The organism is Neisseria sp. MVDL19-042950 (genome assembly GCF_030504625.1).
GTDB lineage: Bacteria > Pseudomonadota > Gammaproteobacteria > Burkholderiales > Neisseriaceae > Neisseria.
Genome location: NZ_JAUKWH010000001.1, coordinates 17913 through 41209 on the forward strand (window position 1 = coordinate 17913; position 23297 = coordinate 41209).

General features: G+C 49.1%; 19 protein-coding genes. 16 read left to right on the forward strand and 3 right to left on the reverse strand.

The window, feature by feature from the left end; translation table 11 throughout:
- The first annotated feature begins 379 nt into the window (after window positions 1-379).
- The 4 genes from Q0X97_RS00115 (at window position 380) to Q0X97_RS00130 (ending at window position 6320) form a co-directional block, all read left to right on the forward strand.
- Window positions 380-1774 carry a surface lipoprotein assembly modifier gene (locus tag Q0X97_RS00115; protein WP_302065243.1) on the forward strand — a complete coding sequence of 465 codons (1395 nt, stop codon included), beginning with the start codon at window positions 380-382 and terminating at the stop codon, window positions 1772-1774.
- 186 nt (window positions 1775-1960) lie between these two features.
- On the forward strand, window positions 1961-2716 hold the full coding sequence (pssA, locus tag Q0X97_RS00120) for a CDP-diacylglycerol--serine O-phosphatidyltransferase (RefSeq protein ID WP_302065244.1): 756 nt from the start codon (window positions 1961-1963) through the stop codon (window positions 2714-2716).
- 228 nt (window positions 2717-2944) lie between these two features.
- Window positions 2945-4360 carry an aspartate ammonia-lyase gene (gene aspA / locus Q0X97_RS00125; RefSeq protein ID WP_302065245.1) on the forward strand — a complete coding sequence of 472 codons (1416 nt, stop codon included), beginning with the start codon at window positions 2945-2947 and terminating at the stop codon, window positions 4358-4360.
- A 475-nt stretch (window positions 4361-4835) separates the two neighbouring features.
- Window positions 4836-6320: an aldehyde dehydrogenase family protein gene (locus Q0X97_RS00130; protein WP_302065247.1), complete on the forward strand. Its 1485-nt coding sequence runs from the start codon at window positions 4836-4838 to the stop codon at window positions 6318-6320.
- Window positions 6321-6389: 69 nt separating this feature from the next.
- Here the strand turns inward: Q0X97_RS00130 and lysM are convergent, their stop codons facing one another.
- Complete coding sequence (lysM, locus tag Q0X97_RS00135) at window positions 6390-6893, reverse strand: peptidoglycan-binding protein LysM (protein ID WP_302065249.1); 504 nt, start codon at window positions 6891-6893, stop codon at window positions 6390-6392.
- Window positions 6894-7135: 242 nt separating this feature from the next.
- Between lysM and Q0X97_RS00140 the strand changes: the two genes are divergently transcribed.
- Window positions 7136-7813, forward strand: a complete 678-nt coding sequence (locus tag Q0X97_RS00140; RefSeq protein WP_302065251.1) for a sulfite exporter TauE/SafE family protein — start codon at window positions 7136-7138, stop codon at window positions 7811-7813.
- A gap of 102 nt (window positions 7814-7915) precedes the next feature.
- Window positions 7916-9661 (forward strand): alkaline phosphatase D family protein, encoded by a 1746-nt coding sequence (locus tag Q0X97_RS00145; RefSeq protein ID WP_302065253.1) that lies wholly within the window; start codon window positions 7916-7918, stop codon window positions 9659-9661.
- A 145-nt stretch (window positions 9662-9806) separates the two neighbouring features.
- Here the strand turns inward: Q0X97_RS00145 and Q0X97_RS00150 are convergent, their stop codons facing one another.
- Complete coding sequence (locus tag Q0X97_RS00150; RefSeq protein ID WP_302065254.1) at window positions 9807-11363, reverse strand: surface lipoprotein assembly modifier; 1557 nt, start codon at window positions 11361-11363, stop codon at window positions 9807-9809.
- Window positions 11364-11509: 146 nt separating this feature from the next.
- Here Q0X97_RS00150 and Q0X97_RS00155 point away from each other — a divergent pair, with 146 nt between their 5' ends.
- The 3 genes from Q0X97_RS00155 (at window position 11510) to Q0X97_RS00165 (ending at window position 15603) form a co-directional block, all read left to right on the forward strand.
- Window positions 11510-12517 (forward strand): Slam-dependent surface lipoprotein, encoded by a 1008-nt coding sequence (locus Q0X97_RS00155; protein WP_302065255.1) that lies wholly within the window; start codon window positions 11510-11512, stop codon window positions 12515-12517.
- Between the two features lie 13 nt (window positions 12518-12530).
- Window positions 12531-14909 carry a TonB-dependent hemoglobin/transferrin/lactoferrin family receptor gene (locus tag Q0X97_RS00160; RefSeq protein ID WP_302065256.1) on the forward strand — a complete coding sequence of 793 codons (2379 nt, stop codon included), beginning with the start codon at window positions 12531-12533 and terminating at the stop codon, window positions 14907-14909.
- Between the two features lie 88 nt (window positions 14910-14997).
- Window positions 14998-15603: a biliverdin-producing heme oxygenase gene (locus tag Q0X97_RS00165; protein ID WP_302065257.1), complete on the forward strand. Its 606-nt coding sequence runs from the start codon at window positions 14998-15000 to the stop codon at window positions 15601-15603.
- 78 nt (window positions 15604-15681) lie between these two features.
- Here Q0X97_RS00165 and lolA read toward each other — a convergent pair whose 3' ends face one another.
- Window positions 15682-16299, reverse strand: coding sequence for an outer membrane lipoprotein chaperone LolA (gene lolA, locus Q0X97_RS00170; protein ID WP_302065259.1), 618 nt, complete (start codon window positions 16297-16299; stop codon window positions 15682-15684).
- Between the two features lie 222 nt (window positions 16300-16521).
- On the opposite strand from lolA, the gene Q0X97_RS00175 reads away from it, so the two are divergent.
- The 7 genes from Q0X97_RS00175 to Q0X97_RS00205 all read left to right on the forward strand — a co-directional run bounded on the left by Q0X97_RS00175 (window position 16522) and on the right by Q0X97_RS00205 (window position 23281).
- Complete coding sequence (locus Q0X97_RS00175) at window positions 16522-17352, forward strand: ferritin-like domain-containing protein (protein ID WP_302067647.1); 831 nt, start codon at window positions 16522-16524, stop codon at window positions 17350-17352.
- Window positions 17353-17437: 85 nt separating this feature from the next.
- Window positions 17438-18079, forward strand: coding sequence for an endonuclease III (gene nth / locus Q0X97_RS00180; protein WP_302065261.1), 642 nt, complete (start codon window positions 17438-17440; stop codon window positions 18077-18079).
- A 203-nt stretch (window positions 18080-18282) separates the two neighbouring features.
- Entirely contained in the window at window positions 18283-19773 is a 1491-nt protein-coding gene (locus Q0X97_RS00185) for a DegQ family serine endoprotease (protein WP_302065262.1), read from the forward strand.
- Between the two features lie 105 nt (window positions 19774-19878).
- Window positions 19879-20280 carry a VOC family protein gene (locus Q0X97_RS00190; protein WP_302065263.1) on the forward strand — a complete coding sequence of 134 codons (402 nt, stop codon included), beginning with the start codon at window positions 19879-19881 and terminating at the stop codon, window positions 20278-20280.
- A gap of 176 nt (window positions 20281-20456) precedes the next feature.
- Complete coding sequence (nagZ, locus tag Q0X97_RS00195) at window positions 20457-21542, forward strand: beta-N-acetylhexosaminidase (RefSeq protein WP_302065264.1); 1086 nt, start codon at window positions 20457-20459, stop codon at window positions 21540-21542.
- Between the two features lie 294 nt (window positions 21543-21836).
- Window positions 21837-23006: an O-succinylhomoserine sulfhydrylase gene (metZ, locus tag Q0X97_RS00200; protein ID WP_302065265.1), complete on the forward strand. Its 1170-nt coding sequence runs from the start codon at window positions 21837-21839 to the stop codon at window positions 23004-23006.
- Window positions 23007-23074: 68 nt separating this feature from the next.
- Entirely contained in the window at window positions 23075-23281 is a 207-nt protein-coding gene (locus Q0X97_RS00205) for a DUF2788 domain-containing protein (protein WP_085391208.1), read from the forward strand.
- Window positions 23282-23297 lie beyond the last annotated feature (16 nt).

A 23297-nucleotide genomic window follows, 5' to 3' on the forward strand; every position in this document is an offset into this window, starting at 1 on the left:
TGAAATAATAACAAAACGCTGCTTATGGCTTATTTCTAATATCCTAGGCCGTCTGAAAATATTTTAAACAACTTCACAACATTTAAAAAAATATTTAAAACATTATGTTAAAGAACTGGATCAGCTGTTTGCTGGATTTTTTATAGTGTGATGGAGAGGATTGGAGTATTATCTCTCCATGAAATAATTGATAGTACAAATCATTATTATTATTCATTTTGGGAATATTCAGAAAAGGCCGTCTGAACATTTCAGACGGCTTGATTAAATGATACTTATGAAAAAAACATTACTTTTTTGTTCTTTGGCTTTTTTTTCGTCAGCCGTACTTGCTAATACGCCTCCGGCTATTAGGCCGGAACCTCAAGTTGAGCCGGAGTTGAAACTCCATACGGCGGAGCCGAGTGTACTTGACGCGGTAGACAAACCTAAACCTGTAACAGAAACGAAGCAGGAGCAGGTGTTGGAAGTGAATGCGCAGATGCTGTTGGAAAATCCGAAACTGCTTTCGAGAGCGATGTATTCCGCGGTGATGATGCAGAATGTGGCCGGTATTAAAGTGTTATTGCCGATTTATGAGCAATGGCCGCAGCATGATAAAGGGCTGGCAAAATTCGGGCGGGCATTGGTGGCGCAATCCGAAGGTAAAGCGAAAGAAGCAGTAGCCCTTTACCGTGAATTGATTGCGGAACAGCCGGATGCCGCGGTTATCCGCATGCAGTTGGCGCAGGCTTTATTTGAAGACCAGCAGAATGAGGCGGCAATCGATCAGTTTGACCGTTTGCAGAGTGAAAATTTACCGGATGTTGTACGTGAACGGATTGCCCAATACCGTGAAGCCTTACGTAAGCGTGATGCGTGGCAGGTATATGGGGGAATCAATATCGCCCGCGAGCAGAACATCAACCAAGCGCCGAAACAGCGGCGTTTAGGTAATTATCTTAACGAGCAGCAATGTGCCGACGCACGAAAGAATTATCCGAGTGACGATTGCTTCCGCGGTTGGACGTTTGATGCGCCGATAGACGCAACGGTTATCAGCTATCAGGCAGGGGCTGAGAAAAAATGGTCGCTGAATAGCGGTTTTTATACCAAAGCGGGAGTGGATATTTATGGCAAGAGCTATCCGTCGTATTCCCGTTATAACGATATTACGGTTCGCGTTACCGGTGGGGTAGGTTATGCGGATCAGCGTAATGATGTAGGGGTTTCGCCTTTTCATGAACGGCGTATCTACGGTAACGATGCCTATAGTTATACCAACGGCGCACGCCTGCATTGGAACCGCTGGCTGACACCGCGGTTGCAGACCCTCACTGCCGTCGAATTAGGCCGTCTGAAAAATATCCAACGCGAGCGTTCCGATATTACCAGCCAGCTGGTGAGTGGTTCGTTGGTATTTTATTCGAGTGCTCGCCAGTATTGGTTGTTGGGAACCGATTTTTATAAGGAGCGAAACGGCCAAGACCGCAGCGATAATTTCAACCGATATGGCGTGAGAGCGGCATGGGGTCAGGAATGGGGCGGAGGATTATCCAGCCGTGTGCAGGTCGGAGGGGCGAGACGTTTGTATGATACGCCGACGTTGTTGAGTGACGGCGCGAGACGCGAAGATAAAGAGTGGAATGCTTCGGTGTCGTTGTGGCATCGTGCCGTACATTTGGGCGGCATTACCCCGCGTTTGACTTTCTCACATAATCGTACTTCCAGTAATGACGTTTTCCACGAACACAGTAAAAACCGTGCGTTTGTTGAGTTGACTAAAGCGTTCTAAACGGATTTAAGCCATCGAAAAAAGGCCGTCTGCATATTTCAGACGGCCTTTTGCATAGCTTTGCATTCGGATGCGGTATAATCAAATAATCACAGCCGGAATGTTGGGATATTTTATGTCTGTATTTTGCATATTCGGCTAAATTTATATCAATGCCGTCTGAAACGGCTTATTACGGAAGAGAAAATGGATACACCGCAAAATCCACTGCCGCGTCATCGCGCTTCTCTGCGGCAGAACAGTATTTATCTGTTGCCCAATTCTTTTACCATTGCAGCGCTGTTTTCTGCGTTTTTTGCGATTACCCAAGCCATGCACGGGCGTTATGAAACGGCGGCAATCGCCGTGTTCGTTTCCATGCTGCTCGATGGTATGGACGGGCGCGTAGCGCGTTGGACAAACAGCCAAAGTGCGTTCGGCGAACAGCTCGACAGTTTGGCCGATATGGTAAGTTTCGGCGTGGCCCCTGCATTGATTGCCTATAAATGGCAGCTTTGGCAATTTGGCAAAATAGGTTATTCGGTAGCGTTTATTTATTGCGCCTGTGCCGCTTTGCGTTTGGCATTATTCAATACTTTGATAGGAAAAGTTGATAAACGCTGGTTTATCGGTATTCCGAGCCCGACTGCCGCGGCATTGATTGTGGGTATGATTTGGGTAAGCCACAGTTATGAAGCGCTGCCTGCTCTGGAATGGGTTTGCCTGATTGTAACGCTGTTCGCAGGGCTTTCGATGGTGGTACAGATTCCGTTTTGGAGTTTCAAAGAAATCAACGTCCGCCGCCGCGTACCGTTTTTTGCCATGGTGGTTTTCATGCTGATACTGCTGATCGTGGCTTGGGAACCTTCGCTGGTCTTGTTTCTGTTTTTCTTGGGATACAGTTTGTCGGGCTATGTGATGTTTGCATGGCGTTGGTTGAAACGGCGGAAACAGGCCGTCTGAAATGGCAACGGCTTTGCGAATTCCGCTTCTTTTGCTTTGGATTACCGTAATCCGGCTCGGCGTGAAGTTGTAACGGTTTGTGCTGCACAGATTGTTGTGCGGAAGGCTTTGTGCGGCAATTGTTTGATTGAGTGGTGAAGGCCGTCTGAAAACGAACTATTTGTTTTCAGACGGCCTGACCTGCTTTTTGCTGTTTTGGTTAGCTAATTGATAATATGGAGAAATGATATGAACACCCGCAAAGAAACCGACTTACTCGGCGAACGTTTGATTGCCAATGATGCTTATTGGGGTATTCACGCCTTGCGCGCCATTGAGAATTTTAAAATTTCTTCGCAGAAGATTTCAGATATTCCCGAGTTTGTACGCGGCATGGTAATGGTAAAAAAAGCAACCGCCCGCGCCAACGGCGAATTGGGGGTGATTCCCGCTGATGTTGCGGCAGCGATTGAAGCGGCCTGCGATGAGGTATTGGTAAAAGGCCGCTGTTTGGATCAGTTTCCGTTGGATGTTTTTCAAGGCGGCGCGGGTACTTCATTAAACATGAATACCAACGAAGTGATTGCCAACCTTGCTTTGGAAACATTAGGTTATGAAAAGGGCCGCTACGATATTATCAACCCGATGGATCATGTTAATGCCAGCCAGTCCACCAACGATGCCTATCCGACGGGCTTTCGCATTGCGGTTTACAACAGCATTGTCGCCATGTTGGAGCATGTAGGCCGTCTGAAAAAATCATTTGAAAATAAAGCTGAAGAATTCAGCGGCATATTGAAAATGGGGCGTACCCAGTTGCAAGATGCCGTGCCGATGACGGTCGGGCAGGAATTCGGCGCATTCGCCACATTGCTTGAAGAGGAAACCCGCCACCTTTTACATGCTGCGGCTTCGTTGCTGGAAGTGAACTTGGGGGCGACTGCAATCGGTACCGGTGTGAATGCGCCCGAAGGTTATTCGCAACTGGCGGTAAAAAAACTTTCCGAAGTGAGCGGTTTGGCTTGCACACTGTCTCCCAACCTGATTGAAGCCACTTCAGACTGCGGCGATTATGTAACCGTGCACGGTGCGTTGAAACGCACTGCGGTAAAACTCTCCAAGATTTGCAACGACTTGCGCCTGCTGTCATCAGGCCCGCGTGCCGGTTTGAACGAAATCAATTTGCCGGAAATGCAGGCCGGTTCGTCCATTATGCCGGCCAAAGTCAACCCTGTGATTCCCGAAGTGGTTAATCAGGTGGGTTTCAAAGTGATCGGCAACGATACCGCCGTTACCTTCGCTGCCGAAGCAGGGCAATTGCAATTGAACGTGATGGAACCGGTAATCGGGCAATGTATGTTTGAAAGCATTTCCATTATCGGCAATGCCTGCGTGAACCTCGCCGACAAATGCGTGGACGGTATTACCGTCAATCGTAAAGTGTGTGAACAATACGTGTTGAATTCCATCGGGTTGGTAACGTATCTCAACCCCTTTATCGGCCATCACAACGGCGATAAAGTAGGTAAGATCTGCGCCCAAACCGGCAAAGGCGTGCGTGAAGTGGTGTTGGAATTGGGTTTGTTGGGCGAGGCGGAATTGGATGACATTCTGTCGCCTGAAAACCTGATGAAGCCGCAATACAAGGCGAAACGGTTTAATTAGGCCGTCTGAAAAATACCGGTCGGATACGGTAAGTATATGAACGGTTAAAACAAATGCTTCTTAATCGGTAGCTGTATTACATAAAGGCCGAGACCTTTGCAAAATATTTAATTAATGATATTTAACACATAATATTGCTTTTAACAGTCCATACCGATTAAAAACATCTTAAATCTGCTTAATTTTGTAAGCAAATTTAAGACGTTTTTCATTTCGGCAATTTTATTTGGCAGAATATTTTAGTAACGTATGTTATTGCAAAGGTCTCAGGCCGTCTGAAATTTTCAGACGGCCTTTCCGTATCGGCAGAGTATTCTGTAAGGTATTGCCGCCATTACAGTATCAAGCGCTATCTCAAACTACTTTTACAATGACAAAAACATTTATTGCTTGAACCTGCTATCAAAAGCTACTATGCTCGAACAGAGCCTATTCGGGCTTGCCGAATGATGCATTAATAAAAGGAGAAACAATCATGTCAAAGAATCTGAATGTGTTTGATAAAGAATACGGCCTGCTGATCAACGGCGAATGGACCAAAGGCAGCAAAGGCGAGTTGATGACATCATACAACCCTTCCAACGGTGCCGAGCTGGCGAAATTTGTCGATGCCAGCAATGAAGACGTAGATGCGGCGGTAAAAGCGGCACAGGAAGCGTTTAAAACATGGAAAAAAACCACTGCTGCCGAGCGTGCTTTGATTTTGAACCAAATCGCCGACGTGATCGACGAAAACACCGAGTTGTTTGCTTTGCAGGAAACGTTGGATAACGGTAAGCCCATCCGCGAAACCCGTGCCGCCGATATTCCTTTGGCTTCCGATCATTTCCGTTATTTCGCCAGTGTTATCCGCGGCGAAGAAGGCACTTGCAACCAGTTGGACGAAGAAGATTTGTCTATCGTGTTGCGCGAGCCTATCGGCGTGGTAGGCCAAATTATTCCGTGGAACTTTCCGTTCCTGATGGCGGCTTGGAAAATCGCTCCTGCCTTGGCTGCGGGTTGTACCATCGTTATCCACCCGTCAAGCAGCACTTCGTTGAGCCTGTTGTCGTTTGCCCAAAAAGTGAACCACTTGCTGCCTAAAGGCGTGTTGAACATCATCACCGGCCGCGGCTCGAAATCAGGCGAATACATGCTGCACCATAAAGGCTTCAGCAAGCTGGCATTTACCGGTTCTACCGAAGTCGGCCGCCACGTTGGTATTGCCGCCGCTGAAATGCTGATTCCGGCTACATTGGAATTGGGCGGTAAGTCTGCCAACATCTTCTTCGACGACATGCCGTTCGACAAGGCTTTGGAAGGCGCGCAAAAAGGTATTCTGTTCAACCAAGGCCAAGTGTGCTGTGCCGGTTCGCGTATCTTTGTTCAAGAAGGGATTTACGATAAATTCGTGAATGCGCTGGCGGAAGAGTTCAAGAAAGTGAAAGTCGGCTTGCCGTGGGAAGACGATACCCAAATGGGTGCACAAGTGAATGCCGGCCAGCTCGACACCATTCTGAAGTATGTGAAAATCGGCGAGCAAGAAGGCGCGCGCATCATTACCGGCGGTAAGAAAATCGAAAGCGGCGATTTGGGCAAAGGCGAATTCGTCGAGCCGACCCTGATTGCGGCACAAAGCAACGACGACCGTGTTTCGCAAGAAGAAATCTTCGGGCCGGTGGCTACGGTGATCAAGTTCAAAACCGAAGAAGACGTGATCAAAATGGCCAACGATTCCGAATACGGTTTGGGCGGTGCGGTTTGGAGTAAAGACATCAACCGCTGCCTGCGTGTTTCCCGTGCTTTGGAAACCGGCCGCGTTTGGGTGAACTGCTATAACCGCTTGCCTGCAGGCGCACCGTTCGGCGGTTACAAAACTTCCGGTATCGGCCGCGAAACCCACAAAATGATGTTGGCTGCTTACACCCAAGTGAAAAACATCTACATCAGTACCCGCGAAGAGCGTGAAGGCATGTATTGATTGTTGATGTAGTCTTGGTTTGAATAAGGAGGCCGTCTGAAAAACTGTTTTCAGACGGCCTTTGTGTATTCAAACAGGCAAAGAAGTGCCGGAAAGGTTATTCGGGGATGCGTAATTTCTGACCCGGGTAAATTTATTCGGATCGCTCAACATCGGTTTGTTGGCTTCAAAGATTTTCATGTATTGGTTGGCATCGCCGTAGTATTTTTTCGCGATGGCGGATAAGGTGTCACCTTTAACTTCGTCGTGATACTGTGCGGCCACCGACGCAGGGAAAGTCAGATTATTTTCAACATCGGATACGCCGATTATGTTGCCGGCAGCCAAAACCGCTTTTTCGGCAGCTTCTTGCAAAGGTGCGGAGCCGCTTAAGGTTACTTTGCCGCTGGCTCCGTCGAAGCCGACACTTAAACCGGTTAAGCCGAGGTTTTGTTTTTCGATATATGCTTGGATGGCGGTTGATGCTTTCAGGTTCAGATCTTCCACGTTGGCAGCGGCTGCCGCAGCAACCTCTTTTTCATCTTTACCAAACAGCTTTTCGCCTGCATTTTTAATGAAGCTGAATAAACCCATGGTGATACTCTTTTATGAATAATCGTTAAAAATCCGATAATTTCGTTGGAGTGCTGCAAATGCGGCCCTGCCGGAAAACGGGCGGGCGGCGGCAGTTTGCCGGCGCGCCAACTTTCGTATCATTGTATGCGCCGCCGGTTTTGACAAGCGGGCGGAACAAGCCTTACTTGGTTTTACAAAATGGGGCATGAGGCCGATGATATTGTTACAATGTGAACATAATATATTCGAACTATTTGATTATGAACGGTGATATTACGCTGCTTACTTTGTTTCTTATCGGTTTTTTCGGCGGCGGCCATTGCGTGGGTATGTGCGGCGGGCTGAGCAGCGCATTTGCTTTGCAATTGCCGCCGCATATCAACCGGTTTTGGTTGATTGTGTTGCTCAATGCAGGCCGTGTCGGCAGCTATGTCGTTATCGGGTTGTTGCTCGGATTGCTCGGGCAAATCGGCATTTCGTTCGACCAAACCCGTTGGCTGCAAAACATTTTATTTGTTGCCACCAATCTGTTGTTGCTGTTTTTAGGGCTTTATCTGGCCGGGCTTTCGGGGCTGGCGGGCAAAGTGGAAAGTATCGGAAAACCGGTATGGAGGCGGCTGAATCCGTTATTAAACAAACTGTTGCCGATACAGTCGGTGCCTGCGTGTTTCGGCGTGGGCCTGCTCTGGGGTTGGCTGCCGTGCGGTTTGGTGTATAGTGCTTCTTTATATGCACTCGGCAGCGGCAGCGCAAAACAGGGCGGTTTGTATATGCTGGCGTTTGCGCTCGGTACGTTGCCCAATCTGCTGGTAATGGGCTTTTTTGCCGTGCAGTTCAAGCAGTTTTTGCAACGGCGTGGCGTGAGGCTTGCCGCAGGGTTGGCGGTTGCGGCTTGGGCTGTTTGGCAGTTGGCAGGTTTTTTTCAGACGGCCTTTTAAGATATTCGAATATCTTTCGGCAAGCAGGCATTTTCAGATATGCGCTTGCTTTGTAGCAGGCGGTGTTGTGTGAATTAATGTTGTTGAACAGGGAGAAATGATATGACCAAACTCTATCTCGGCCCGGTGCTGTCTTTCCGTGGAGGAGCGCAAAAGGGCGAATGGAAAGTAACCGCAATGATCGCGGTGGACGGCAAAGCGGAATTTCCCGTGTTGAAAATGGACGGTAAAGCCACTCCGGCTCCCAAAATATTGTTGGAGCACCGCGGTAAAACTTTCCTGCGCTACGATTTGTCGTGCAAGCAGCAGAAAGAAGAACGGAAAGTCGAATACCGTATCGACGGCATCGACGAAGTGTGGCATTTCACCGTGCCTGCGCAAGGCGAAGCACCGCGCATGGTTTACGTATCGTGCAACGGTTTTTCCGACGCTAACGGCATCCGCAAGCTGATTAAAGGCGAGAACGCGGTATGGGAAGATTTGCTGTGTAACCATGATAAAGCCGTGCGTCCGAAAGATTATCGGTTGGATAAAGAACAGCTCTGGCATGAAACGCACACCCACGAAAAAGGCTTGCAGCGTTTCCATTTAATGGTTATGGGTGGCGATCAGATTTATTTCGACCCGATTTGGGATGATATCAAGCTGTTGAAAAAATGGATCGGCCTGCCGCGTAAGGAACAGTTGAAATATACCGTCAGCGCGGCACTGGAGCAGAAAATCGAGGATTACTATATTGATTTTTACCTCAACCGCTGGTTGCCGAACAACCATGCACCGTGGGGTTCGGTAAACAAAACATTGGATTCGGCGCACGGCATGGCGCGGATTCCGACCGTGATGATGTGGGACGACCACGATATTTTCGACGGTTGGGGTTCGCACAGCCCGGAAATGCAGCGCAGCCCGTTGTTCCAACGCCTGTTTTACCATGCGCGGCGGGCATTCTGGATTTTCCAAATGCAGCAGGCCGACGACCAACTGCCCGAATTGAAGCTGCGCAGCGACATCAACATGCGGATTGACGACCCGATTTTCGAGCCGATTAAATGGTCAGAAGTGCTTAAATCCGACAAATTGGCCTTGCCGCTGTTCGACAACCAGCCCGGCTTTTCGTTTGCTCATACGGTAGGGCCGATCAGCCTGCTGGTGGCGGATTTGCGTACCGAGCGTTCGCACGAACAGATTATGGGGCCGGAAACATGGCGGTCGATGCAGCAATGGCTCTCGTCAGGCATTCCCGAATGCCCGATTGACCGCCATTTGCTGTTTGTTTCCTCTGTGCCGGTAATGCACCCTAAACTTTCGTTGGCGGAAATTCTGATGGATAATCTGGGTTACGATCATGTGCTCGACAGCAGTGCCGACGATTTGAAAGACCACTGGACCAACGATGATCACGAAGGCGAGCGCAAGCGCCTGATTGAAACCCTGTTTAAGACGGCCCAGGAAAAGCGGATGCGCGTAACGGTGCTTTCCGGCGATGTGCACGTAGCTGCATGTGGTGTGGTTTACCGTACCGATATGGATATTTGCGATTACAGCACACAGATTCAGCAGCTTACTTCCAGTGCCATTGTCCATCCTTCTCTGGTATCGGTGATGGAACGGCTGTTCTGCCAGATGTTGAATTCGTTGGCCAAGAAAAAGCAAAAGTTAGATGTGCATTTGGAAGCCGAGATGATGCTATTTCCCGCGTCTAATCGCTATATTATGCCGGCACGGAACTGGTTGGCGTTGGAGCTGGATTCCAACCCAAACGGCCGTAAATTGTGGGCAAGTTGGCGTTGCGAAACCAAAGGTGCGTTTACCAACCATTTGTTGGCGATAGAGTCGGTTAAGCGTTAATTGTGTTTGGCTGCTTGTGAAAAGGCCGTCTGAAAACTTAAAAATAAGTTTTCAGACGGCCCTCTTATTGAAACCGGCGGAGCACGGTAATCCGTGCAACCGCCGGTTTGCTGCTTGGTATAAAAGTTTGCTGTACGGTTCCTCGTCAGAATTTTTTTTCAATTTCTATAAAGAGTTTTTTATGTTTGCGCTCGGCCCATTTATGGGTGCTGCGGAGATAACGCTGTTCCCATGTCAGCTTAGGCATGAATTTGCCGATGGCGATTTTGGGATGGGCGAGGGAAAAACTGTAATAACTCTCTTTGTTGCGCTGTTGCTGCCATTCAAAATCGGTATTGAGGGCTTGGTGGCGGTAGCGTCTGTCGGTGTAGGCTGCCCTCAATTGGGTGTTCAGCCCGCCCAGCTTGGGCCAGCCGGCCAGCCAGCCTGCGCTGATGCTGTTGCGGGTGTTTCCCGCATTGTTGGGGCGGTTGCCGATGGTTTTGGTTTCAGGCTGGAAAATACTGCTGTTTAAACCGCCGAATATGGTGTGTTGGGGAGTCAGGCGGTAAGCAAGAGAGCCGAAGAAATTGTAATGCTTGCCGTCGTTGCGTTCCGCACGTTCTTCTTCACGGTAGTTTTGCCGGTAGAATTCGGCGGAGAGATAGCCTTGCAGACGAGGGGTAATCTGATGGGAAAAGGCCGTCTGAATACCCGCGGCGCGGGCGAGCATATCCATATTGAACGTTCGTTTCTTTTCAGTTTTCTTTGCCCATTCATTGGTGCCGGCAAGCTGCCATTGGTAGAAAGGCAAGATGTTGAAACTGCTGCGGGCATTTTGATATTGCCAACCGAGATAAGCACGGCCAAATGCACTGTCGTATTGGGATTTTTTGTCGAAATAGTAACTTACGCCGCTGAAATTGCTCCGGAATACCAGATTATGATGCCCCTTTAACGGGGTATTTTTTTCGGCGGAAACTTGGTAATTGAGGCCGGTTGCGCTTTCGGACTTTTGTTCTATGCAACCCAGCGGTAGGCAGTAAGGAGGCGCCGCATCGTTGATGTTGCTGTCGCGGGTGATACTGATCCCTCCGTCAAAACGCCATTGGTTAAAGGCTTTGTTTTGATCGCGGTAAAAATCGATATTTTGGAGAACTTCGGGGGGCAAATCGGGAGCGGAAGCCGCTTCCGTAAATAGGCGGTCGGCTTCTTTCCATTGCTTGTCTTCCTGCAAAATGGCTGCCGTATCGAGCGTAATGCGGTTGTCTTGCGGGTGTTGTTCATGCAGGTTTGAATAAAGTTCGACAGCCTGCGAATAGTCGCCGCGATAGCGTGCCAACATGCCCTCGGCACGGGCAAGTAATGTCCGGTCGGCTTGAGGTAGTTTCCGGTAGGCGGCAGTTAACGATTCGAGCAGATGGGGATTACCACTGTTGAGGGCTTGAACCATCAAATTATGAAGCAATGCAGGATGTTGTATTAAATCCTCATTGGTCAGCATCGCTGTTTTTCGAGCATCGATTTGCGTTTCCACAACAGTAGCGGGGCGGTTGATTTGATCCAGCCACGGTTGTTGCTGTGCTTGAAGGGCAGGTTGCTCTTGCTTGAGGCCGTCTGAAGCCGGTATTTTCAGGGTGCCGGCTTCAGCGAGGGCGGGAAAATATGCCGAAAGGATGGCTGTCGGAAGCAGTGAAATTGTTAACGTTTTTAGATAGTTCATTGTCAATTTGTAAAAAGAGAATAAAAAAAGTTTGTAATAATTTTCATTTTCAGAGTATATTTCATCTTTGAATAAAAACAAATCTTATTTCGGTTTTTTTAAGAAAATTAATTTACTATTAAAAATATGATAATCGGAGGTGCTTTATGGATAAGTGGTTTTTAAGACGGCCTTACATTAGTTTGGTTTTACCTGTTGTTTTGGCAGCATGTGCGGGAGGCGGGCATGTTGGCATTCCGAATACAGTTGTACCCGTTCCTACATTATCTGCGTTAAATCCGCAAGATCCTAATGTAATTGGGCCTACAGAAGGCCTGAAAATGGAAACATTTAATGCCAATAGCGAAACATCAGGCAAAGTGGTTAGTTGGAAGATAAAAGAGAAAAATATTTTTGGCGAGCTTATGCCTCAAGATAGACTGGCATACCAAACGCCCGACGGTAAAGTATATGTATTTAATACTTATACGAACCCTATTTTGCCGGATAGTTTTCATCCCGATAAAAATCTGAGAACTAAGCATGATATGCAAGTAACGGATAATGGCGGCAAACTCTTCGCATGTTGTGAAAATGGGCAAATTCAATATCCGGCTACAAGAGTAGATGCCGTTCGTTACGGAGCATGGATAGATAAGAACGGGAAAGCCGATTTGTTTGTCGGCGGTATTTTGGCGGATGCGACAAAAATGCAAGGCGCCAAAGAGGAGAATAAATTCAGCCCGACAGGAAAAGCTACTTATGAAGTATGGGCTTTACGGGTAAAAAATGGCGGAGTCGTTTCTTCATCTTACCGCCCGAATAACTTCCCGAAGAAAGACGGTGTGCAGTCTTTGCTTACCGTGAACTTTAACACAGGAAAATTAGGCGGCACTATCATTGGAAACAGCGACTTTGGTGCGGATATCCGCTTTGAAGATGTATCCGTGCAGGGTAATCATTTCAGTGGCAGCGCAAGTTCCGGCGGTGTTGCAGGTAAGGTTGAAGGTGCGTTTTACGGTACTGGCGGTTATCGCAGACCTCATGGAGACCAAATCGGCGGCAAGATTGTTTTTGATAAAGACCGTAGTTTGAATAGCGTATTCGGTGGTGCGACAAACAATTCTATGCGCAGACCCGACGATACCTCTAAAGATTTGAACCCTGTAAATTGAGGTTAATAAAAAAATGAACAAACACACAATAAAGTTTAAACCTACCGTTATGTTTATGGTTTTGTGTAGTGCTTTTTCCGTTAATGCTTTTGGCGCAGAGGAAGGTGGAGCGGAGCAAGATGTGCAGTTAAAAACCATAGAAGTAAAAGGTAGCCGTACTGTTAAGAAGCTGGGAAGTGAAAAAGTCCGCCGCCAAAAATTGGATGAGAATTTGGTTCAGGATATCCACGACATGGTGCGCTATGATCCGGGAATTTCGGTTGTGGAAGGAGGTCGCGCCGGTTCCAACGGCTTTGCCATTCGAGGCGTGGATAAAGATCGTGTCGCAATCAGCGTTGACGGCTTGGCACAGGCCGAAAGCCGTTCGTCCGAAGCTTTTCAGGAATTATTCGGCGCCTATGGTAATTTCAACACCAACCGTAATGCGGCGGAGTTGGAAAATATTTCAGAAGTGGCTATTCTGAAAGGGGCGGATTCCCTTACCGCAGGCAGCGGTGCTTTGGGAGGGGCCGTGCTTTATAAAACCAAATCTCCGAAAGATTATCTTCAAGGCGACAAAAACTATCATATTGGTCTGAAAGGCGGCTATATAGGCAAATCGGACCAGTGGATGGGTAGTACGACTTTAGCAGGCAGAGCAGGTAATGTGGACGGTTTGTTTGTATTTACGCGCCGTCATGGGCATGAAACCAGAAACCACAGCGGTGGTGCCGATGTTAAATTGGACTACACCGATGAAAACGGCTTTTCACATAAAGGGGTGGCGCGTGCAACTCCCGATCCGCAAAATGTGTCGAGCAAGAGTACATTGGTTAAGTTGGGGTATTATTTCAGCCCTACAAACTATTTGAGCGGTGTATATGAAGACTATCGCCAAGACAAACATACTACCGAATTGTCGAATCTTTTCAGTTATATCGGCGGGCAAACACGTTTGCGTAATGATGTCAGCTACCGTAAGCGTACCGGTTTGGAATATGAAAACCAGCTTGAAAACGGTCCTTGGGATAGCTTGAAGCTGAATGTGGACAAACAAAAAATCCAGATGACTACATTAACTTGGGATATTCCTAATGATTACGCTCAGAAAGGCCGCAATGCGGAGGCTGATTTCAAGCGCAGAGGGTTGTTTCAAGATTTGAACCAGTTCAAAATATCTGCCGATAAACATTTGGATTTCGGTGCTATTACATGGGATACCATGTACGGTGCCGGTTTGAATAAAGGCAAATACAGCAGTACCAATTTAGAATATTCCGCTTTAATTTATTATCCCGATGTTTTAGGTTCGTCAAAAACTACCAAAGAATTCTTGGTAGGCACGAAAAGTAAAAACAACCATGTTTACTGGGATAACAGTATTCGTTTCGGAGACCGTGTTAAGCTCGGCTTGGGTTTGCGCTACGACCAAGTGCGTATGAATACAATTGAAAGCGACACCCTTATACCAAGGATAAGACGTGAATTGGAGTGGAAAGGATTGTGGAACCGGCAAGCCAAATTCCAAGCTCCCAGCTATTCTGCCGGAGTAGATTGGAATGTGGTTCCCTCATTAACGCTGCAAAGTAAATACAGCACTGCATTCCGTGCTCCTACAACCGATGAAATGTGGTTTTTCTTCCCCCATCGGGATTTTTATGTGCAACCTAATCCGGACCTGAAAGATGAACGTTCGAGAAATATCGAATTGGGTGTGGACTGGCACGGCAAGTGGGGTAATCTGAAATTATCAGGTTTCCGTACCCGTTACAAAAACTTCATTGATTTCGTTTACATTGGCGGTAAACAACACGAAATCTTGAATAACAACGGCGATATTGTGAAAGAAAGCTGGATTTCCCCTACTTATCAAAATAGAAACCGCAACAATGCCGTTGTGAAAGGTTTGGAGTTGCAAGGTCAGTGGAAGTTGGATAGTGTGGGATTACCTCAAGGCACATATACCAATTTGGCTGCCAGCTACATTAAAGGTTCGGCCGACGGAGGTGTTCCCTTGAATGCGCTTCAGCCGTTTAATGCGGTGTGGGGTATCGGCTATAAACATCCGAACAACCGCTGGAGCGCAGGTACGAATCTCAGCTACTTCGCCAGAAAGAAAGCAAAGGATACGTCCAGAGCCTATGACAATCCTAATGAGCCGTGGCCGTTTGTAAAACACAGCCGTAATGTGTTCTTGGTTGACTTGATCGGCCATTATCAATTCGGCAAACATGTATCTTTGCGCGGCGGCGTATTTAACCTGTTTAATAAAAAATATTACACATGGGATTCTTTACGCAGCATCAGGGAATTCGGTGCAGTGAACCGTGTGCATAATAAAACGCACGGCGGTATCGACCGTTTCAGTGCGCCCGGTCGTAATTTCAACGTAGTATTGGAAGCCAAGTTCTGATAACGTGCCATCGGGCGGTTCTTTAGCCTATTGCTTTTAGAGCCGCCTTAAAACACAATATCGGTCTTTTTATCTCAAGGAAAACGAAATGACTAACGAAACCCAAACTTTCGCCCAACGTCTGAAAGAAGAAAACCGCACTACACATGACAGCGTTGACAACCTCGTAATGTCGGTTCAGCCGTTTTCTAACAACGAAAACTATATCAAATTCTTAAAACTGCAATCCGTATTCCACAAAATCGTTGACGATATTTATAAAGATGCATCGTTAAACAAAGCGATTCCCCAATTGGCGGATATGGCGCGTTATGATGCGGTGGTGCAGGATTTGAAAGATTTGGGCAGCGAGCCTTATCAATTCTCAGATGCCTTGCCCAAGCCCGAAGGCAATAAAGCCATCGGTTGGTTGTATTGCGCCGAAGGTTCCAACTTGGGTGCGGCGTTTTTGTTTAAAGATGCGCAAAAATTGAGCTTCAATGCCGAACACGGTGCGCGCCATTTGGCCCCGCATCCCGACGGCCGCGGCCAACACTGGCGTGAATTCGTAGTGTATCTCAACCAGTTGGGCTTGGATAAAGCCGCCCAAGACGAAGCGATTGAAGGTGCCAAAGAGGCTTTTGCTTACTATAAGGTTATCCTGCGCGAGATTTTCGGTTTGCCTGAAGGTGCCGAAGCTCCTGCTGACGTGTAATTAGGCAACCCTCTAAAAGGCCAAAGGCCGTCTGAAAGATTTCAGACGGCCTTTTATTGTGTAGGCAGCGTAGCGGAATCAATTGCTCAAAACGTCCACACCTTTGGGCGGGGTAAATGTGAATGTGCTGCGCGGCAGGTTGGGTTTCATATTCAGGTTGTTGAAACGGATGGTGGTTTCGTTGCCGAAGCTGTCTTTCAACTGCATGGAGGCGAGGGCATCGCCTTTGAAACCGATGCGGATATATTGGTATCCTGCATTGTTTTTCTTGGGTTTGGCGAGCACGTAGTCGATGCCGTCTGAAGCGCCGTCTTCCTGAAGGGCATAGCTGCTGTCGAGTGCGGATTTATTCGACAAGATAGCGGCAGGGCTGTCGCCGATGGTTTGATCTTGTGGTGATTTGGTTACTTGGGCCAAATCTACGTCGTATAACCAGATGGTTTTGCCGTCGCCGACGATGGTTTGTTTATAAGGGCTGGTGTATTCCCATTTGAACAAACCCGGGCGCAGGATTTTGAAAGACCCGTTGGTGGTTTGGGTTTTCTTTTTGCTTTTCACGGTTTGGCTGAAGCTGCCGCTGATACCGTCTGCGTCAGCATTGAATTTTTTTAAGGCATCAATCGCGCCGGCGTGTGCGCTGCCGATGCTCAGGGCAAGCAGGGTGGCGAATGTGGCAAATAGTTGTTTTTTCTTCATTGTGTAATGTTCCTTTCCGGAAAATGGATGATTTGTATCCGACGGATTCGCGTAGGGCGTATATTAAGCCTTTCTGTGCGGATGACAAGGTTTAGGGCGGTTACGGGTAGATTATTGTTCTCGTGTAAAGGCCGTCTGAATGCTTAAATGCTTATGAATAAGAGAAAAATCGTGATGTGTTTAACCTGAATTTAAATCCTGTTTACCGTTATAATGCGCCTCATGAATACAACACAATCCGTTTATCCTGCGCTGTTATCTGCGTTGACTTCTTGTGATCCTGATGAAAAATGCCGTTTGACCGAGATGATATGGAAAGGTTTTTCAGACGGCCTGCTGGACAACAGGCCGTCTGAAAAATCGAAAGATTTCCGTTTTGCAGGCCGCCCGCCCAAGCCGAAGCTGGTGGCCGCCTCTGCCGTGCATCCGCGCAAGATGGCCTCGGCGGAAGGTTACGCTGCCATGCTGCATGCGATTTGCCATATTGAGTTTAATGCAATCAATCTGGCATTGGATGCGGCTTACCGTTTCCGCAACCTGCCCGTACAATTTACTGCCGATTGGATTCGGGTGGCGAAAGAAGAAGCGTATCATTTCAACCTGATGCGCACGCGGCTGCGGGCATACGGGTTTGATTACGGCGATTTTGAAGCCCATAACCACTTGTGGGATATGGCCTATAAAACCGCATTCGATCCTTTGCTGCGGATGGCGTTGGTGCCGCGCGTGCTGGAAGCGCGCGGATTGGACGTTACGCCTGCAATCCGTGCCAAAGTGGCGCAGCGCGGCGATCAGGATACCTGTGCCGTGCTTGATATCATTTACTGCGACGAAGTGGGGCACGTGCAGATCGGCAACCGTTGGTATCAATATCTGTGTGCCGAACGCGGTTTGGAACCGTTGAGCTTGTTCCGCAGTTTGATTGCTCGTTACGATCTGTTCATTTTTCGGGGCTATGTGAATATCGAGGCCCGCGAACGTGCGGGATTCAGCCGTTTCGAGCTGGACATGCTGGAAGATTTTGAACAGAGCTTTCATAAACGGAAGCATTAACCGGCCTTTTCAGACGGCCTCGGTATGGCAGGCCGTCTGAAAACAATCCGCATGCAACCGATATTTATCCGCTATTACAATAAGTATGAACAAACAAATCCGCCAAGAGATTTTCGAACGTCTCCGCGATGCTAACCCGCATCCGACAACCGAATTGAATTTCAACAGCCCGTTCGAGCTGCTGATTGCCGTGCTGCTTTCCGCCCAAGCCACCGATGTGGGCGTGAACAAGGCGACGGCAAAATTGTTTCCCGTGGCCGACAATCCGCAGGCCATGTTGGATTTGGGCTTGGAAGGCGTGATGGAATACACCAAAACCATCGGTTTGTATAAAACCAAATCCAAACATATTATGGAAACCTGCCGCATTCTGCTCGAGCGGCACAACGGCAAAGTGCCGGCCAGCCGCGAGGCGCTGGAAGCCTTGCCCGGCGTGGGGCGGAAAACTGCCAATGTGGTGTTGAACACGGCTTTCCGCCAGCCGGTAATGGCCGTCGATACGCATATTTTCCGAGTGTCGAACCGCACGAAAATCGCACCCGGCAAGAATGTGCGCGAGGTGGAAGACAAATTGATGAAGTTCGTGCCGAAAGAATTTCTAATGGATGCGCACCACTGGCTGATTCTGCACGGCCGCTATACCTGCAAGGCACAAAAACCGTTGTGCAGTAAATGTATTATCAGCGATTTATGCGAATATCCGGCCAAACCGATGCCGCCGGTGTAATGCCGTTTGCGCCGCACTATGCCGTTTGAGATTTTCAGACGGCCTTTTTTATGTATTCGAGAGGCCGTCTGAAAGAGTGTAAAGAAGATGTAAAATGCTTGTTTAAACATATATTCACGCTTGTTTTTACCGTGCAGGAATATAGGTTTTCGTTTACAATCGGCGCCATCGAAAACCAACGGATAACCTTTAAAGGAAACACTGTGAACAAAACGCCAAAATATATCGCCTTACTGACGGCTTCCGTATTGGCATTAAGCGGTTGCGACAAGGTAGAAAGTTTTTTCGGTAAGAGCAGTAAAGAAAGCGATTTGGTGCAAAAAGTAGAAACCAAAACCGATTTCGGCAAAGTAGAAATGCTGCTGCCCGACTTCACCAAATTGGTGGAGCAGGAAGGCCAAACAGTCGTCAACATCCAAGCCGTGAAAGGCCCCCGCGCAGCTCGGAATAACGATAACGGTATAGATTTGAACCAGTTTCCCGATAACGATCCGTTTTATGAGTTTTTCAAACGGCTTGTGCCCAATATTCCCGATATGCCCGAGCAGGATGACGACGACGATTTGAACTTCGGTTCAGGTTTCATTATCAGCCCCGACGGATATATCCTGACCAACACCCATGTGGTGGCGGGCATGAACAACATCAAAGTTTTGCTGAACGACAAGCGCGAATATACCGCAAAATTAGTCGGTTCGGATTCGCAATCCGACGTGGCGCTGTTGAAAATCGATGCGCAAAACCTGCCTGTTATCAAAGTGGGCAACGCCAAAGAATTGAAGCCGGGCGAATGGGTGGCCGCCATCGGCGCACCGTTCGGGTTTGACAACAGCGTTACCGCAGGCATCGTGTCCGCCAAAGGCCGCAGCCTGCCGAACGAAAACTATACGCCGTTTATCCAAACCGATGTTGCCATCAACCCAGGTAATTCCGGCGGTCCGCTGTTTAACCTGCGGGGCCAAGTGGTCGGCATCAACTCGCAGATTTACAGTCGCAGCGGCGGCTTTATGGGCATCTCGTTCGCTATTCCGATTGATGTGGCCATGAACGTGGCCGATCAGTTGAAAAACAACGGCAAAGTGCAGCGCGGCCAGCTCGGTGTGATTATTCAGGAAGTTTCTTATGATTTGGCCAAATCGTTCGGCTTGAGCAAAGCCAGCGGCGCGCTGATTGCCAAAGTGCTGCCCGGCAGCCCCGCCGCCAAAGCAGGTTTGCGGGTGGGCGATATCGTGCGCAGTGTGAATGGCGAAGAAATACGCAGTTCCAGCGACCTGCCGGTGATGGTGGGTGCAATCGCTCCGGGCAAAGAAGTTACCCTCGGCATTTGGCGCAAAGGCAAAGAGAGCAGCGTTAAAGTGCAGTTGGGCGCAACCGGCAGCGACGTAGATACCGGCGAAGCCGAAATCGAAGATCCGCTGTATGCGCCCAATGCCCAAGTTTTCAATGTCGACAATGTCGGCTTGAGTTTGCAGGTGCGCAATACCGGCAACACCAAGCGCTTGGTGGTGGCTAAAGTAGAAGGGGCGGCCGCACGTGCCGGTTTGAAGCGCGGCGATGAAATTCTGGCCGTTGGTCAGATTAATGTGGAAGACGAAAGCACATTCCGCAGCGCGCTCGAAGGAGCCGGTAAAAATGTGCCGCTGTTGGTACAGCGCGGAGGCAACACTTTGTTTTTGGCTTTGAATTTGCAATAATCGTGCAAAAAACGGTTTGAAGCCTTTCCACCATACCAATTTCAGAGCATACTTTTCAGACGGCCTCAAAAGGCCGTCTGAAATCTTTTGGAAAGGAGCATTGCCATGTCTACCAATCCCAGCATTCTTTCTCACGTATCGCTCGGTACCAACCGTTTTGAAGAGGCGGTGGCGTTTTACGACAAAGTGTTAGCCTCTCTCGGTATCGGCCGTATTCTCGATATAAGCGAACACCGCGCCGTGGCTTACGGGCGCGCCTATCCTGAATTTTGGATTCAGGCTCCGTACGACGGGCAGCCCGCACAAGCCGCCAACGGCGTGCACGTTGCCTTTTACGCCGAAACCAGCGAAGAAGTCGATGCCTTCTATCAAGCGGCTTTGGCCGCAGGCGCGAAAGACGACGGCGCACCCGGCACACGCCCTGATTACGGCAAAGAATATTACGGCTGCTTTGTGCGCGATTTGGACGGCCACAAAATCGAAGCAATGGCTTGGTTGGCCGAGTAAAACGGCTGGTGTTTAAGTTAAGGCCGTCTGAAAACCTGCTTTTCAGACGGCCTATCTATATAAACGTAAACTATATAAACTTAACCGCATCGACAACATGCGCCTACTGCCCGCCGATACAGTCTTGTATAATCTTCCCTTTTCCGCACCACATTCCCTATTTGTTGAGAAAACTTATGACCAAACCCATTATCCCGCGCGGCCCCGTGATGGCCGATGTCCACGCCTTTCATCTTACCGACGAAGAAAAACAACGCCTGCTCGACCCTGCTGTCGGCGGCGTGATTTTGTTCCGCCGCAATTTTGAAAACGTTGCCCAACTTAAAGAGCTGGTAAGCGAAATCAAAGCATTGCGCTCTCCCGAGCTGATTATCGCCGTCGATCACGAAGGCGGACGCGTGCAGCGGTTTATCGACGGCTTCACCCGTCTGCCCGCCATGAATGTGCTCGGCAAAATTTGGGATACGCAAAGCCCCGAAGCGGCCAAAGCTCAAGCCGAGCAGGTGGGCTGGGTGTTGGCAACCGAATTGAGCGCGTGCGGCGTAGATTTGTCGTTCACGCCCGTGCTGGATTTGAACTGGGGTCAATGTGCCGTAATCGGCAACCGCAGTTTCCACGGCAAGGCTGAAATCGTTATCGAGCTGGCGCTGGCTTTGCAGAAAGGCTTAAACAAAGGCGGCATGAAATCGTGCGGCAAACACTTTCCCGGCCACGGTTTCGTCGAAGGCGACAGCCACCACGTTTTGCCTCAAGACGACCGCAGTTTGAGCGAATTGGAAGCCGCCGACATCGTGCCCTTCCGCCGCATGAGCGCGGCAGGCATGGCGGCCGTGATGCCCGCGCATGTGGTTTACCCGCAAGTCGACAGCCAACCGGCGGGCTTTTCGGCCAAATGGCTGAAAGATATTCTGCGTGAAGATATCGGCTTCAACGGCGTGATTTTTTCAGACGACCTCACTATGGAAGGCGCGTGCGGGGCGGGCGGCATCAAAGAGCGGGCAAAATTATCGTTTGATGCCGGCTGCGACATCGTGTTGGTGTGCAACCGCCCCGATTTGGTCGACGAATTGCGCGAGGGCTTTATGATTCCGTCCAACCCTGCATTGGCAGACCGCTGGCAATACATGGCGAACACCCTGCCCGCCAAAGAAGCCACTGCCGTGATGGAAACGCCTGAATTCAAAGCCGCTCAAGCCGCCACAGCGAAACTGGCCACGCCGAAAGATGTTGCCGGCGGCGTGAAAGTAGGCGAAGCATTTTGAGTGCCAAAAGCCGGGCAAGCTGAAAAAGGCCGTCTGAAGACAAGGTTTTCAGACGGCCTTGCTTGTATTCGGGCTACGTAAAATTTTTTAGAACTTGGCGGATACGCCGTCGGCGGCGTGTTTTTATCCGTGTGCCATCTACATTCTGTGTGCAAAGGTTTTAGCCTAAAAATCAGGCTGCACGGTTGAAAGCCTTAACGAATAAGCGCAAAATGTCCGCAATTTTCCGCCGCGTTTTATGTGGCGGTTTACCGACACCGACAATACAAAAGACAAAGAGATAAAGAAGACATTATGAGTGATAATTTACATCCCGAAACGCTGGCGATACGCGGTGCCAAAAGCCAGACCGAATACAACGAACACAATCAGGCTTTGTTTTTAACCAGCAGTTTTATGTTTGATGATGCCGCGCAGGGTGCGGCTTTGTTTGCGAAAGAAATCGACGGCTACACCTATTCGCGCACGGCGAATCCTACCGTAGCGGCTTTCGAACGGCGCGTTGCCTGCTTGGAAGCGGGCGAGGGCGGTGTGGCAACTTCTACCGGCATGTCGGCGATTCAGGCGGCCATGTTGACGTTTTTGAAGGCGGGCGACCATCTGGTTGCCAGCCGCAGTCTGTTCGGTACGACGGCGGGTTTTATCAACGGCGTGGTGGCCAAGTTCGGTATTGAAATCACGTTGGTATCGCAAACCGATTTGGCCGAATGGCGGGCGGCGGTAAAAGAAAATACCAAGATGCTGTTTTTGGAAACGCCTTCCAACCCTTTGAATGAAATCGCCGATATCGAAGCCTTGGCCGGTATTGCCCGTAGCGCAGGCGCACTTTTGGTGGTGGATAACAGCTTCTGTTCCCCCGCCGTCCAGCAGCCGTTGAGATTGGGTGCGGATTTATCGGTGCAGTCGGCAACCAAAGCGATTGACGGGCAAGGCAGGGTGCTCGGCGGGGTGGTTTGCGGTAAAAACGAACTGATTAAAGAAATCGCCATGTATTGCAATTCGACGGGGCTGGCTTTGTCGCCTTTTAGTGCATGGGTGCTGCTCAGCGGCGTGGAAACTTTGTTTGTACGCATGGAAAAGCAGGCGGCCAATGCGTCGGAGATTGCGGATTGGCTGCGTAGGCAACCGCAAGTGAAAGCGGTTTACTATGCCGGTTTCGAGGACCATCCGCAGGCCGATTTGGTGCGCAAACAGCAGGCTTCGGGCGGTATCGTGGTGGCTTTTGAAGTGGAAGGCGGTCAAGAATCTGCTTGGAAAGTGATTAATTCGGTAAAACTGTTTTCCAAAACCGCCAATCTGGGCGATGTGCGCTCCACCATCACACACCCGTGGACGACCACGCACGGCAGAATGGCCCCCGAAGCGAAACGGGCGGTGGGCATCGAAGCGGGATTATTGCGTTTGTCGATAGGTTTGGAAAATACGGCGGATTTGATTGCTGATTTGCAACAGGCATTGGCATAAGTTTCAGACGGCCTCTTGCTGTTTGACGGAGAGGCCGTCTGAATAAACAGGCAAAGAAAGGAAGCAATATGGATGAAGCGGTATTCGCCGAATGGGCATTGAAAATCTGTTTGACGGGGCTGGTGATTTTGCTGGGCTTTATCGTTTGGCATTTGGGCAAAGAATCGAAAGCTGGAAAATTCGGCATGTTTATTTTGTTTCTGGTGCTGGGCTTGGGCGTGTTCGGCTTCATTTTTAAAAACGTGTTGATTGAGTTTTTTGTGTTGTCGAAATAAGGATATTTGTAAAGGC

What these genes read in the sequence shown, in the direction of transcription:
- nagZ (WP_302065264.1), top strand. Translation starts at nt 20,457, where the DNA reads ATGACCAAACCCATTATCCCGCGCGGCCCCGTGATGGCCGATGTCCAC.
- Q0X97_RS00190 (WP_302065263.1), top strand. Translation starts at nt 19,879, where the DNA reads ATGTCTACCAATCCCAGCATTCTTTCTCACGTATCGCTCGGTACCAAC.
- Q0X97_RS00145 (WP_302065253.1), top strand. Translation starts at nt 7,916, where the DNA reads ATGACCAAACTCTATCTCGGCCCGGTGCTGTCTTTCCGTGGAGGAGCG.
- Q0X97_RS00130 (WP_302065247.1), top strand. Translation starts at nt 4,836, where the DNA reads ATGTCAAAGAATCTGAATGTGTTTGATAAAGAATACGGCCTGCTGATC.
- metZ (WP_302065265.1), top strand. Translation starts at nt 21,837, where the DNA reads ATGAGTGATAATTTACATCCCGAAACGCTGGCGATACGCGGTGCCAAA.
- Q0X97_RS00175 (WP_302067647.1), top strand. Translation starts at nt 16,522, where the DNA reads ATGAATACAACACAATCCGTTTATCCTGCGCTGTTATCTGCGTTGACT.
- lysM (WP_302065249.1), bottom strand. Translation starts at nt 6,893, where the DNA reads ATGGGTTTATTCAGCTTCATTAAAAATGCAGGCGAAAAGCTGTTTGGT.
- lolA (WP_302065259.1), bottom strand. Translation starts at nt 16,299, where the DNA reads ATGAAGAAAAAACAACTATTTGCCACATTCGCCACCCTGCTTGCCCTG.
- aspA (WP_302065245.1), top strand. Translation starts at nt 2,945, where the DNA reads ATGAACACCCGCAAAGAAACCGACTTACTCGGCGAACGTTTGATTGCC.
- pssA (WP_302065244.1), top strand. Translation starts at nt 1,961, where the DNA reads ATGGATACACCGCAAAATCCACTGCCGCGTCATCGCGCTTCTCTGCGG.
- Q0X97_RS00165 (WP_302065257.1), top strand. Translation starts at nt 14,998, where the DNA reads ATGACTAACGAAACCCAAACTTTCGCCCAACGTCTGAAAGAAGAAAAC.
- Q0X97_RS00155 (WP_302065255.1), top strand. Translation starts at nt 11,510, where the DNA reads ATGGATAAGTGGTTTTTAAGACGGCCTTACATTAGTTTGGTTTTACCT.
- Q0X97_RS00140 (WP_302065251.1), top strand. Translation starts at nt 7,136, where the DNA reads ATGAACGGTGATATTACGCTGCTTACTTTGTTTCTTATCGGTTTTTTC.
- Q0X97_RS00205 (WP_085391208.1), top strand. Translation starts at nt 23,075, where the DNA reads ATGGATGAAGCGGTATTCGCCGAATGGGCATTGAAAATCTGTTTGACG.
- Q0X97_RS00150 (WP_302065254.1), bottom strand. Translation starts at nt 11,363, where the DNA reads ATGAACTATCTAAAAACGTTAACAATTTCACTGCTTCCGACAGCCATC.
- Q0X97_RS00160 (WP_302065256.1), top strand. Translation starts at nt 12,531, where the DNA reads ATGAACAAACACACAATAAAGTTTAAACCTACCGTTATGTTTATGGTT.
- nth (WP_302065261.1), top strand. Translation starts at nt 17,438, where the DNA reads ATGAACAAACAAATCCGCCAAGAGATTTTCGAACGTCTCCGCGATGCT.